The sequence below is a fragment of the Edaphobacter sp. genome, assembly GCF_035532915.1.
Lineage (GTDB): Bacteria > Acidobacteriota > Terriglobia > Terriglobales > Acidobacteriaceae > Edaphobacter.
Window position 1 is genome coordinate 1 of the sequence record NZ_DATKQC010000235.1, and the last position, 12,780, is coordinate 12,780.

At 57.2% G+C, this 12,780-nt stretch carries 12 protein-coding genes and 2 riboswitches; of the genes, 3 read left to right on the top strand and 9 right to left on the bottom strand.

From position 1 onward, the window contains the following. Positions 1-835 precede the first annotated feature (835 nt). The 9 genes from cobF to VMU57_RS11355 form a co-directional block, all read right to left on the bottom strand. Positions 836-1,648, bottom strand: a complete 813-nt coding sequence (gene cobF / locus VMU57_RS11315) for a precorrin-6A synthase (deacetylating) (protein ID WP_325383425.1) — start codon at positions 1,646-1,648, stop codon at positions 836-838. Positions 1,649-1,692: 44 nt separating this feature from the next. Then, the gene (locus VMU57_RS11320; protein WP_325383427.1) at positions 1,693-2,487 is read right to left on the bottom strand and encodes a cobalt-precorrin-6A reductase; all 795 of its coding nucleotides are present in this window, start codon (positions 2,485-2,487) and stop codon (positions 1,693-1,695) included. Between the two features lie 4 nt (positions 2,488-2,491). Beyond that, positions 2,492-3,250, bottom strand: a complete 759-nt coding sequence (cobM, locus tag VMU57_RS11325; RefSeq protein WP_325383429.1) for a precorrin-4 C(11)-methyltransferase — start codon at positions 3,248-3,250, stop codon at positions 2,492-2,494. Then, positions 3,247-3,642, bottom strand: a complete 396-nt coding sequence (locus VMU57_RS11330) for a cobalamin biosynthesis protein (RefSeq protein ID WP_325383431.1) — start codon at positions 3,640-3,642, stop codon at positions 3,247-3,249. Before VMU57_RS11330 ends, cobM begins: the two co-directional genes overlap by 4 nt. Then, positions 3,639-4,865 carry a precorrin-6y C5,15-methyltransferase (decarboxylating) subunit CbiE gene (gene cbiE, locus VMU57_RS11335; RefSeq protein ID WP_325383433.1) on the bottom strand — a complete coding sequence of 409 codons (1,227 nt, stop codon included), beginning with the start codon at positions 4,863-4,865 and terminating at the stop codon, positions 3,639-3,641. Before cbiE ends, VMU57_RS11330 begins: the two co-directional genes overlap by 4 nt. Then, positions 4,862-6,388 carry a precorrin-2 C(20)-methyltransferase gene (locus VMU57_RS11340; protein WP_325383435.1) on the bottom strand — a complete coding sequence of 509 codons (1,527 nt, stop codon included), beginning with the start codon at positions 6,386-6,388 and terminating at the stop codon, positions 4,862-4,864. The genes cbiE and VMU57_RS11340 overlap by 4 nt, the downstream gene beginning before the upstream one ends. Continuing rightward, positions 6,385-7,020: a precorrin-8X methylmutase gene (locus VMU57_RS11345; RefSeq protein WP_325383437.1), complete on the bottom strand. Its 636-nt coding sequence runs from the start codon at positions 7,018-7,020 to the stop codon at positions 6,385-6,387. Before VMU57_RS11345 ends, VMU57_RS11340 begins: the two co-directional genes overlap by 4 nt. After that, positions 7,017-8,300 carry a precorrin-3B synthase gene (gene cobG, locus VMU57_RS11350; protein ID WP_325383439.1) on the bottom strand — a complete coding sequence of 428 codons (1,284 nt, stop codon included), beginning with the start codon at positions 8,298-8,300 and terminating at the stop codon, positions 7,017-7,019. The genes VMU57_RS11345 and cobG overlap by 4 nt, the downstream gene beginning before the upstream one ends. 134 nt (positions 8,301-8,434) lie before the next feature. After that, a riboswitch (cobalamin riboswitch) is annotated at positions 8,435-8,632 on the bottom strand. Positions 8,633-8,656: 24 nt separating this feature from the next. Further along, positions 8,657-9,250 carry a histidine phosphatase family protein gene (locus tag VMU57_RS11355; protein WP_325383441.1) on the bottom strand — a complete coding sequence of 198 codons (594 nt, stop codon included), beginning with the start codon at positions 9,248-9,250 and terminating at the stop codon, positions 8,657-8,659. A 101-nt stretch (positions 9,251-9,351) separates the two neighbouring features. On the opposite strand from VMU57_RS11355, the gene VMU57_RS11360 reads away from it, so the two are divergent. From VMU57_RS11360 to VMU57_RS11370, 3 genes are all read left to right on the top strand, one after another. Beyond that, a complete protein-coding gene (locus VMU57_RS11360) occupies positions 9,352-9,570 on the top strand; it encodes a CbtB domain-containing protein (protein ID WP_325383444.1) in 219 nt (72 codons plus the stop codon). 10 nt (positions 9,571-9,580) lie between these two features. After that, positions 9,581-10,312, top strand: coding sequence for a CbtA family protein (locus VMU57_RS11365; protein ID WP_325383446.1), 732 nt, complete (start codon positions 9,581-9,583; stop codon positions 10,310-10,312). A gap of 14 nt (positions 10,313-10,326) precedes the next feature. Next, positions 10,327-10,523: riboswitch (cobalamin riboswitch) on the top strand. Between the two features lie 99 nt (positions 10,524-10,622). Next, positions 10,623-12,780: cobaltochelatase subunit CobN (locus tag VMU57_RS11370; RefSeq protein WP_325383448.1), on the top strand; the 2,158-nt coding region annotated here is incomplete at its 3' end.

Genomic DNA, 12,780 nt, shown 5'->3' on the forward strand with positions numbered 1-12,780 from the left:
AAGCTGTTTTGTACCAATTTTGTACCGCCGACCCGGGAGAGGTGGAGTTTTTGGATTTCTTGTCATTGTATTTTCTGTAACTTACAGACATGCAAGCCCCGTGGAAAGAACGATCCCGTCTCTGGCCACCATTTAGAATCAATAACTTATAGGATATAGCCACAAGCCTCCAGCATGCTGGAGGCTTGTGGCATTTTATGATAACTCTTTTATTTTTAGAAAGATGCGGGATTCGGGACAGTTCCGGCCGAAAAAAGGCTGGCGTCGCTCATTGCCTGATCTTATCTATCACATTCAAATCGATCTAGGAAACCACCAAAAGTCGGATTTGAGCGCGCGACCAATACGCGACCATCGCAAACTCCTAAAATCAGGTAACTCGCAATGGCAAGCTCTACTTGTCCAATCATGCTGGGACGCGCGACTTCTCTGAAAGCCTTACGCCCGTGACTGCAATGGCGAATTGATCGGGGTTGCTGACGAGAGTGCTCAGCAGGTTTGCGCGGACCCGAATGCGAGAGCGAGAAAAGTAGCGCTGAGCAAGGCGTCGGTCAGCGACGGCATTTAGGGAGCGGAGAAAATAGATCAGACCTCTTCTTACAATGGTCAAAGATGACCTCGCGAATATACCGCTTGTTCACTGAGTTGCCGTCGAAACGAGGCCCTGGCTCGGTCTGATCGGGAGATGCGACTATCTACGTAATGACTTTCAGGCTGCTCGGACCAATTTCTTTGGAGAGCATTAGCACGAGTCTTCCAATCCCGCTTATCGCTTTCCTTCGGACGAATCACCTAGCTAGGGGAAGTCGTTACAAGTTGAAGTGGTCTGCGGTTGTCAATCGTTCTGATCGCAGGAAGTATGGGCGCGAGATGATACAGCCTGCGTCGCCTTGCTTGGTCTGCTGAGCAAATAGGTGTCCATGATCCACCCGTTTCTCTGTCGCCTTTCGTGGCGAACTTCTTCGATCCTGCTCGCGATCTCACTGAGCTTTCCCGATAGGAGGATCTCGTCTTCCATTCCCAGATAAGCGCCCCAATAAATATCAAGCTCTTCATCGAGCAGAGTGTTGAAGGAGCATTGCCCATCCAGCATCACGATTGTTCTCTCCGCAGTGCCACTCAGGCCGGCAGAGAGTTGGCGGCCTGTCGTAATGACGATTGATTCTCCTATCCCATTTAGAGAGATCTTGTGGCGGGCAGCCAAGGCCTGAATGCTGGTGATGCCTGGGATGACCTCGAACTCAAAGCAGAGCCTTCCCCGGGCGATGATGTGTTCGATCACTCTGAGGGTGCTGTCGTAGAGTGATGGGTCACCCCAGACGAGAAAAGCGCCGCACTCATCCTCTTCCAGTTGCTGTGCGATCATCTCTTCATAGATCAAGGCTCGTTGTCGATGCCAGAGTTCAACGCGAGTTATGTAATCCGATATGGTCGGGTCACGAACAGGATCATCTGCTTCGACCACACGATATGACCTGTTCTCGATATATCGTTCACATATCTGTTTTCTGAGGTTGACGAGGTCCTGCTTCGCTTCGCCCTTGTCCATGAAGAAGAAGACGTCTACGAGGTTCAGCGCTTTGATCGCCTGCACCGTGATGTGTTCGGGATTGCCGGCACCAATGCCGATTAGATAGAGCTTTCTCATAGGTACCATCACTCCGTGGGATACAACATCGCAGTCGGGGACATTCACAGCAGCTGTGCAAGTTTTTGAAGCACGTCATCCGGTTGGGGTACAGTCGGGACGTTGTGTTTCCGTGGGCGATCGATCATGACGACTGGAATCCTGAGGGTTCTCGCCGCCTCGATCTTTGAATAAGTTGCTGGGCCACCGCTATTTTTGGACACGATGAGGCTGATGGATTCAGACCGTAGCATCTGCAGTTCATCGTTGAGATGAAACGGACCGCGCTTCAGAATCAGTTTTGACTTGGCGGGCAACGTTTCGCTGGGGGCATCGATGGCACGCACCAGAAACCATGCGTCTTCGCAGTTAGAAAATGCGCCAAGCTCCTGCCGTCCGATGGAGAGAAACACACGGTTGCGTTGCTGGTTCACCATTGACGCTGCAGTTTGTGCATCGGGTACCGTGCACCAGCTATCATGCTCGTTTGGCTCCCACGGTGGGCGTTCCAACGCGATGAGCGGAAGGCATAAGGCATTGCAGGCCAACTCGGCGTTGCCACTTATCTTCGAGGCGAAGGGATGAGTCGCATCGATGACCACTCCGATCTTTTCATCGACCAGATAAGAGATCAATCCGGCAACCCCGCCGAAGCCTCCAACTCTAACAATCCCGGCGGGCAGCCTGGGCTGGCTCACTCGGCCGGCGAGAGATGAGATCACGGTCACATCGGATCTGGCTGCCAAGTGCGTGGCAATCTCCGATGCCTCGCTTGCTCCACCCAGAATGAGAACTCGTGGCGCGTGAGTTCGAGTTGGGGTTGTAATGGATTGCATCTCGATGACCTTATCTGCGTTCATAGCGCTACTGCTCGGAAGTATCCGTCCGGTCCCTTGCCGTGGAGTAGAGGTAGCTCTCGCCGAAGGGCGACGGGTCGAGAGACCGCCCAACCAGAATGAGGGCATTGCGATCAATACCGGATGCCTTGACTATCCCATGAATGGTCGACAGCGTGCCGCGCAGGATGCGCTGGTCGGGCCAACTGGCCCTGAAGACGACGATGACGGGACAGTCTTCGCCGTAGAGGGGTAACAACTGGGAGGATACCTGGTCGAGGTTCATGATGGAGAGGTGAATGGCGAGCATCGCGCCAGTGCGGCCCAGGGTTGCGAGGTCTTCTCCGGCAGGCATCGGTGTGGATCTTGTCGAGGTGCGAGTGAGGATTAGGGTCTGAGCTACATTCGGCAGCGTGAGTTCCTGGCTGAGAGCAGCGGCAGCGGCGGCGAAAGCAGGAACACCCGGAGTTACATCGTAAGGAATACCAAGCAGCTTTAGGCGGCGAATCTGTTCTGCCATGGTGCTCCAGATGGAGAGATCGCCAGAGTGGACGCGAGCGACGTCGAGGCCCTTGGCGTGCGCGTCGACAATCTCCGCGATGATCTCATCAAGGTTCATCTCGGCCGTATCGACGATGCGGGCGCCGAGTGGTGTATGGGCAAGTATTTCCTTGGGCACAAGCGAGCCGGCATAGAGGCAGACCGGGGAGTTGTGGATGTGATCGCGGCCACGAAGGGTGAGGAGGTCGGCGGCTCCTGGGCCTGCGCCGATGAAGTGGACGATCATGAATGCACCCCTATGGGAAGCGTCGCAACTGCGCAGGTGCAGAAACGGCCTTTCGTTTGCGCTACGATGAGACGCGCAGAGGGACCAAGCGAGGCTAGTGCAGATGCTTCTGCAACGTTGGCGGTGCGTGTTTTCGAGAGGGCCAATGAGGAGTGTGTGGTGATTCCTGCGACGCCTGCAAGGGCGCTCGCCGGGAAGAGCACAAGGCGGAGGGACAGCTTCGAGGCTACGATCTTTCCTATCGAAGCCCGACGATCGAGCGTTGCGATTGTGGTGCCGGGAGGGATTGGATCGAGGGCCGCCTCGATGAGGCGGATGATGTCGTCACTACAGGCGCGCGAGGAACAGCCGAAGCCGATGGAGAGATGCTCATGCTGGAACGTGTCGGTCATGGCTTGGTCACCGTCCACTGCGTAATAGGCATCATGGGCCGCCATCCGTAGGAACCGCCGATCGGATCGGCTCGGGAGACCATCATGCGCATCAGATCGCCTCCGTAGATTGTATGGTGCGCGACAAGGCTTGCTTCGCTGTGGAGAGTGACTGCATTCGCAACCAGACGACCACCGGGGGAAAGCTTAGCCCAGCAAGCGTCGAAGAGGTCATCGTTGCCGACGCCTCCTCCGATGAAGATTGCGTCTGGCGAGCGCAGGCTTGCAAAGGTGGCTGGCGCAGTCCCTTGGATGACCTTCAAGTTTGGTACACCGAGCCGCACGGCATTTTCCAGTATTCGAACTGCGCGATCTTCTCGCGCTTCGAAGGCGATGCAGGAGCACGAGGGGTGAAGACGCATCCACTCGATCCCAATCGATCCTGTGCCGGCGCCTATGTCCCAGAGGGTTTGGTTTGGAAGCGGAGCGAGCCGCGCCAGCGTAACGGCGCGTACCTCGCGCTTGGTCAACTGGCCATCTGTATCGAAGGCGTCGTCGGGCAAACCTGGCGTGATGGATAGTGGGTTGACTGTCGCTTCAGAAGCGCAGAGTACGGCTATCAGATTTAGCTTGCCGCACTGCTTGTTCGACCAGATTGCTGCCGAACCTGTGGTATTGCCCTCTGAGGAACCACCCAGATTTTCGAAGACATCCAACTTGCTTGCTCCGTATCCAGATTCCGTCAGGAGCCGAGCTACGGTCGCCGGCGTGCTGCCATCTTCTGAAAAGATGACAAGCCGTTGGCTAGGATAGAGGTGGCGAAGCAACTGCTGTACCGGTCGGTTGACCAGCGTAATCAGTATCGTCTCCGCCATCGGCCAACCAAGTCGCGCGCAGACGAGAGAGAAAGCGGAGACCTGCGGAATTACGCGAAACTCGGTTGCGACAAGGTCGCGGGTGAGAGGTACACCCACACCGTGGAGCATCGGATCGCCACTGGCGAGCACAGTTACTCTCATCTTTCCGCGATACTCCGTGAGGATTTGCTGCACGGCTGGGGCCATCGGAGAAGGCCAAGAGATACGGGTTGCAGAAGAATCGGAAGTTGCTATGAGGGCCAGGTGTCGAGCACCTCCGTAGAGCAACTCGGCGGAGGTGATTGCTCGTTTGGCCTCATGGTTCAGACCATCCCAGCCATCTTCGCCGACGCCTACGATCGACAGCCAATGCTCAGCGGCAATCATGCGCCATGACTCCTGTCACCATAGCTGCGTGGAGTGTAGATGAGCTTTCTCCCGTTCGACAGTGCAAGCCCTCGAGTTGTTGAGGAACCAATAAGAATGATGGTTTGCATATCGGCCTGCGAAGGATCGAAGTGTTCGAGATCCGTCATCGTAATTCGTTCGTCGGACCTGCCGACGCTGCGTGCAAGGACGACGGGCGTCTCAGAACCTCGGTGTTTGGCGATGATTGTCCTCGCCTCGGCGAGCTGCCATATCCGTTCCGATGAGATTGGGTTGTAGATTGCGATCGCGAAGTCGGCGGATGCCGCTGCTTCCACTCGCTTAGCCACGACCTCCCAGGGTTTGAGTCGGTCGGAGAGTGAGACGACACAGAAGTCGTGCCCTAGAGGAGCGCCGACTCTTGAAGCTGCTGCCTGCATCGCCGACAATCCGGGAAGGATGCGAATATCAAGCGAGCGCCAGACTGGCGGTCCCTGGTCCACACATTCCAGAACAGCCGAAGCCATGGCAAAGATGCCCGGGTCGCCAGATGAGACGACGCAAACGCGGCTGCCTGATTCGGCAAGCGAAAGAGCGTGCCGTGCGCGGTCCGCTTCCACCTTGTTATCGGAGCCGAAGCGGCGCTGACCTGATCTCACGGGGACTCGATCAAGATAGGTATGATAGCCGACCAGATCTGTCGCCTCGGTCAGCGCTTGCTGAGCCTCGGGCGTGATCCAGTCAGTAGCACCCGGACCGAGGCCAACAACGGAGATCCAACCAACACTGCGGATGGTTTCGTCCCGCTGGGCCTGACTTGTATCGGGGATCAGGATGAGCGAAAAGTAGGGGACATGGAGCGGGTCGACTTCGCGGAGCGGGATGATGCGTTCGGCAGCCATGGTCGCTCGTTCGATGAAGAGTGCTTTGTCCGCGAGACCGGCCGTATCGATAGCCCGCTTTACCTTTGCGAAGTTTCGGCCGAGCTTCATGATGGCAAAGGCGCCCTGCTGGCTTAGCTTTGCGACCAGTACGTCTTCAGAGAGAGTTCCAGGTAAGACCGTGAATTCAGTATCTCTGCGGACGAGCGGCGTTCCGAGCTGGGCAGCTGCACCCATGATTGAGGCGACTCCAGGAATTACCTGCGTGGAAAAGCGATGAGCGAGGCGGTCATGAAGATACATGTACGAGCCGTAAAAGAAAGGGTCGCCTTCGCATAGGATGGCCACGTCCCGACCGCTTGCAAGGTGCTCCGCAATCTGTTCGGCCATCTCGTCATAGAACTGCGACAGTGCGACCTCGTATCCTCCGGGGTGGTCACTTTGCTCTGTCGTAACCGGGTACATCATTGGGAGTTCGATCTGGCCGTGAATCAATTCAGAGCACACGATTGAACGTGCATTGCTGTTACCGTGTCTGGCGCAGGGATAAGCAATAACCTGCGCCTGCCTTAGCACGCGCTGCGCTTTGACCGTAATCAACTCCGGATCGCCGGGGCCGACACCGACTCCGAAGAGGCGTCCGCTTCGTTTGCCTGCGCTCATTCCTCCTCACTCGCAAGTGCATTGACTGCTGCCGCTGCAATGGCGCTGCCGCCGCGGCGTCCTCGAACAGTCAGGAAGGGTATTCCAAGCCGATTGGCGGCAAGTGCTGCCTTGGATTCAGCCGCCCCTACAAATCCGACAGGAATTCCGATGATGAGCGCAGGGTTGAGCATAGAGTCTGGAGTTTCCGCCTCAAGCATATCGAGGAGGTGAAACAACGCTGTCGGAGCGTTCCCGATCACAACAACCGAGCCAGCGAGTTTATCCCGCCATAACTCGACTGCGGCGGCACTTCGGGTTGTGTGGAGTTTCGCAGCGCGATCCGCGGTTCTGGCATCGTTCAACGTGCAGATGACCTCGTTATTTCGTGGGAGCCTGGAACGCGTTATTCCATTCGCCACCATTGTTGCGTCGCACAACAGGGGCGCGCCTGCGAGGAGCGCATCGATGCCCGCGGCGGCTGCATCCGGCGATGCGTGGACGTCCTGCGGAAGATCCGTCATGCCGCACGCATGGATCATACGGACGACGACGCGAGCAAGATCGGTCTGAAACGCAGATAAATCGGCTTCTCTTCTGATGATGGAAAACGACTCGCGATAGATGGCCGCGCCGTCCTTGACGTAGTTCATCGGGCAGCGACCTCGGAGAGCAGATTTTCATGCAGCGCGGCAACCGCATCGAGTGCAAATTCAGGTGAGCAGTCGGTCGAAACACAACGTCCCGCGATATTAAGGGTGTACCCCGACAGGCCGGCGACCAGGTCGGCGGTTGCGCCATGCCGACGCCCGCATTGCTTGTCACAGCCGGATACGTTCACTGTCCATCCGGAAGGCCCGGCGTGGCCTGAAAAGCGCTGCGCGAGCGAAGCTGCGTCTCGACGCACATCCGCCAGCGATGCATCGCAACCAGTGATTCCGGCGCAAGCCGCGATGCCTTGAAAGCCATCTAGTCCTTCGCAGGACAAGCCAATGGAGCGAAGTTGACCGACTATCTTGTCCGCTGCGCTCTTTGGGATAGAACCGAGGACGATGCCACGCCAGGGAGCGAATCGAAGATCACCCTTCCACTCGCTGGCGGCATCGACTAGAGAATAGGCCTGTTGTGCGGTGAGTCTGCCGAGAGGGACAGAGGGAATGATGCTGACCCGGCTTTCTTCAGTCGTAGGATGGATGCCGATTAGGGCCTGGTTGACTGTGTGGGTGGGAGGCGAGTCGGGGGAGGGATTCAACATAGGTGAGAGTGCATCGACGATATGTGCCCTCGCTCCGGGGATTGTCAGTACTGCTTTTGCACGAACATGCGTGTTGGATTCAAGCGCCAGTTCGATGCACATTTTTGCCGCGGCCAGCATACAAGTAACGGCATCCGCGCGCTTGATGACGAAACCCGAAGAGGCTCCGCCGATGGAAAGGTGGAAATGAGGTACTGAGTTGGAGTCCACTGCCTCAAGAGAGATATCGTCGAGATCGCGGCTGAAGCGTCTCGGGCCGCCGTGAATTGCGAAGCTGAACTTGGGGTGCAGGTTTGCAAAGATCGGTTCCGCCCGCAATTGCCGATCCAGTTCATGGATCAGCGGTCGCGGATCGATGAACTCCTCGGCGTCAAGCCCCGCAATGGGGCTTGTGACGATATTGCGTACTCGATCATGCGGCGGCGAAGGCAGGAGGCCTGCAGAAGAAATGCTTGCAACGATATGGCTAAGGTCTTGATTCCGAATCGCTCGCAACTGAAGGTTCGCCCGTGAGGTGATTTCGATGGTTCCATCAGCAAAGCTACGGGACAGATCGGCGATGGTCCTGAGTTGATTTGCCTCGATCAACCCTCCGGGTACCCTGATGCGAAGGAGTAGACCGTCTTTTGCCTGGACTGCATGAAGGACACCTGGACAGAAATGTTCCCCGACTCTCATGGAGCGCCTGCTTCTGCAGCAATAGCGGGCGGGATCGATTTCGGTCTGAACAAGTGCACCTCACCAAAGCGGGAAAGGAGGCACAAAGCTCAAAGACCGATGAGCGATTGCTTTCCGTTTCCACGCGGACAGGAATCAAGACTATATCTGAGGTAGGTCTCCTGATTGACAGGTTGAGCGCTATTTTGTAGCGGTCTGGAGTCTTCGCCTTCCTCGGTGTGATCGAGTGGCTTACGAAGAGTCCGTCTCCTGAACACAGTGGCGGGACCATGCCGGACTCACACCGGCTTCCCTGTTATGCCCTCGCGGACACCCCAGAATCTTTACCTAATTTACCAGACTCATTTCACCAGGTTCTACTTTTCACGCCGCGAGAGCGTGCAACCACTGCTTCGCAGGGTCCAGAATCTGCCGCTCCATCGCAGGTCCGTGAGCGAAACTGGTGGGATATTAATACGCCAGAACGATTGCGCGGGAGCCTGCAAAGTGAGCACTACAGCGGCACGAATCACTGCGGGATGCGTGACAGCAAGGGTGTGACCGAGGCCGTGCTGTCCGGCCAGCCAAGACTCGATACGGTCGAGGAAGTTCGCAATAGACTCGCCGCCATGCGGTGCCGCATCAATATTGGTGAGCCATTGACGGACGCCGTCCGGATCCGTGAATTGAACTTCGTCCAAAGACTTGCCTCGCCATGAACTGTAGTCCAAATCCCTTAGTTCCTCGGAGAGAAGGGAGTCGAACCCCAGAGCTTTGGCTGTCTGCATTGTTCGCTGCTCCGGCGCAGCATAGACCTTACTAAGTCGCGGTGGAGTCCAGCCAATCGACTCAAGCTTTTCAATTTCGCGCTGCTCAATGGGTTCATTGAGAGAAAACGCCGCTCTTCGCACTGCAGCAGTTGGTGCATGACTGACAAACGTGATCCGTCCCAGCAAGTCGGTCTCTTTCAAGGCGTCACCCGAAGACAGGCTACCATTGCGGCTAAATGGCGGCTTGACACTCCCTGAGAGGTTCACTACGCTCGGAGTCAAGCAACGATCAGGAGACTTCCATGACTCAGCCTATCGCCGACTCAATTCCCCGGCCCATATTCATACCGGTCATTCCCTTGCGCGAGTTGCTGCCCTGGGCTTTATTCGGCGGTTTGCTCATGTTGCTTCTGATCTATTTCGTGGGTGCGGAACAAGGGGCGACTTCGATCATTCATGGCAGCATCGTTCACGAGTTTGTCCACGACGGACGCCATCTACTTGGCTTTCCGTGCCACTAGTTAACCTTTGATGACTCGTACGCTGCTTCTTCGCGGAATGCTGGTAGGCCTTGTGGCGGGCCTTGTTGTATTTGCATTCGCACGTTGGACCGCGGAGCCACAAGTCGACAGAGCGATCGCCTTTGAAGCCAGTATGAACCAAGCGAAGGGCGAAAGCCCCGAGCCTGAGTTGGTCAGCCGCAAGATTCAGCGAGGTATCGGGCTGCTGACCGGTGCCGTGGTCTACGGTTCAGCTCTTGGGGGCATCTTCGGGCTTGTCTTCGCCTTTTCGCAGGGACGCTTTGGGGTGTCCAGTCCGCGTGCCTTGGCGCTATGGATCGCAGTTCTGGGTTATATCTCAGTAGCATTGGTCCCTTCTCTGAAATATCCGGCGAATCCACCGTCTGTTGGCAGTCCGGAGACAATAGGAATGCGGACCGCGGCGTACTTTCTTGCAATTGCCTTGTCCCTGGCATCTATGACACTTTCGCTGCAATTGTCCCGTCGCCTGAGGCGGCGATTTGGGGTTTGGAACGGCTCCTTGCTGGCGGTGTTCCTGTTCGTCTTGCTAATGGTCACGCTTTCGAGCTTTTTGCCAGCGGTCGATGAAGTACCGCAAGCCTTTCCCGCGAGCTTGCTTTGGAAATTCCGGATCGCGTCCTGTGAGATGCAGTTGCTGCTTTGGGGCACGCTCGGGGTCCTGTTCGGTTGGTTGACCGAACGCGCACACGCTGGTCCGTTAGAGCAACACGCAGCTGAGTAACCGGAGGCGTGGTACAACTGTGTCAGACCCAAGGTGCCCGCAAGGGCTGAAAAGGGAAGTCCGGTGCAATCCCGGTGCGGTCCCGCCACTGTAAACGAAGATGAGTCGCCATACATCCACTCGGCATTGAAGCTGGGGAAGGAGGAGGCTCGGCACCAGGAAGAAGGTGCCGCTTCGAAGCCAGGAAACCTGCCCGGGGTACATAGCAATTTCTGCGGAGAACAGAAACCATGCGCCTGACCCCGGCACCCTCAACCCGTCATCTTTCCGCAACCAGCTCCGACCACGCTCCAGAGAATGAGGCGTAGCGGTGGCCGACTCTTTTCGACAACGCGTAGTCCGTGCCGACGGTCGTGCCTTCAACATCGTCCAGCATCGGGCGCATTTGACCTATTGCTACACCGGCTGTTGCTGTGGCATCACCGAGCGTGGATACGCCGCCGTCCCGGCCGACGTTTATCGGCAGGAGTGGCTTGATCGCAAAATTCGCAATCATGTTCATCTGACCAAGGGCGGTTGCCTTGGCCCTTGCGCGCTCGCAAATGTGGTGAGCCTCGTCTTCGATGGAAGGTCCATCTGGTTCCATTCAGTGAACAGCGCCTGGCAGGTACGCCAAATCTATGACTACATCGATGCGATGCTCTCGGCTGACCGCTTTCTGCAACCACCGTCCGAGTTGAGCGAGTTCGTCTTCAACTACTATGACTGGGATGTACGCAAGCCCAGTGAGATTGTGTCTGCGTCGGCGCTTGCCAAGACCAGTCCCGACGCAAACGGGGCCATCATGCTGCTCTCTCACGCGGACACAGACCTGCTTACGTTGATAAAGGCATCGGAGATGCTTCCCGACGATCTGCGGGTCAGTGCATTTTCATTGAATGCTTTGCGGAACGAAGACCAGTTGAGTGTCCTGATCAACGGTGAAATGGTCAAGGCTCGCGTGATCATCGTTCGGTGCCATGGGCCACTGAGTTGCATTCCGGGCTTCGAGCGACTGCGGGCGGCTTGCATCGAGCGTGGACAGTCGCTGGTGCTGGTGAGTGGCTGTGGGGAGAATAGCTCGGAGTTTTCCGAGACCATCAACGTGCCGGCGGATGTAATGCAAAGTGCCGCCGGGTATCTGGCGCTTGGAGGCGTGCAGAACTTCGCTGAGTTGTTCCGATTCCTTTCCGATCGCCTGATGCTGACGGGCTATGGCTACGCGCCGGCCAACCCGATGCCCGAGCACGGCATTTATCTGCCTGGTGCGGAGGTTGCCACGTCCGCCGACTGGGAGCGTCAGGCCGACCCCGCCAAACCCACGGTTGCCGTGCTGTTTTACCGCGCGCATCAGATGAGCGGAAACACCAGCTTTATCGACACGCTTGCATGTGCGCTCGAGGCCAAGGGAGTCAATGCGCTTTGCATCTTTACTTCAAGCCTGAAGGCGAAGGAAGATGGACGTCCGGCCGTATTCAAACTGCTTGAAGGCCGTGCAGACGTGCTGATTACGACGCTGTCGTTTGCGCTTGGCGAGGTGAATACGGGCTCTGTCACCCAGCCCGGAGAGGCGATGTTATCGTTCGAGAGGCTTGGCATCCCAGTTGTTCAGGCCATTGCATGCCAGATGCCGCAGGGCGCGTGGGAAGGCTCGCGACGAGGATTGAACGCGGTCGATACTGCTGTCAATGTTGCGATCCCGGAGTTCGATGGCCGCATCATCTCCGTGCCTGTTTCGTTCAAGGAGCGAAGCAAGAGTGGCGCGGAGAGCCTGTATGTTGCGAACGAAGACCGGGCTGCGCGCGTCGCCGGTATAGCGAGTCGGCTTGGCGGGTTGCGGCGAACGCTGAACCGCGATCGTCGAATTGCCTTCGTACTCACCAACTCGGCGGCCAAGGCGTCTCAAGTTGGGGGCGCAGTTGGCCTCGATACGCCTGCCAGCCTGCTCACGGCGTTGCACGCGATGCGGGCGCGCCGGTATACGATCGACGCTTTGCCTAAGACATCTGATGAACTGATGCAAGACCTGCTTGGCCGCGGGACTTACGACAACAACTATCCACTCGATCCGGCCCGGGCCTTGCGTTTTTCGCGAGCGGCCTATCGGAAGATATACTCCGGGTTTCCTGCTCGCCCGGCGCGCCGAATGCAGGATTTCTGGGGCCAGCCGCAGGACCATGGCCCAAGCATAAAACCTGCCAAGAAGACTGACAAGAAACTCCTCCCTACGGTCGCCGGAAAGGTTGTCTCGATTGAAGAGGAGGAGCCCTGGGGCGACGAGCGCAACTATCTGTTTGCTGCTATGGAACTTGGCAATGCCCTGATCGCATTGCAGCCACCACGGGGATATGGCATCGATCCTGATGCGATCTACCACACGCCCGACCTGCCCCCAACGCACCACTACGCGGCCTTCTATCGCTGGCTCGGAACTCCGCAAGCAGAAGGCGGCTGGGGCGCAGATGCCATCGTCCACATGGGCAAGCATG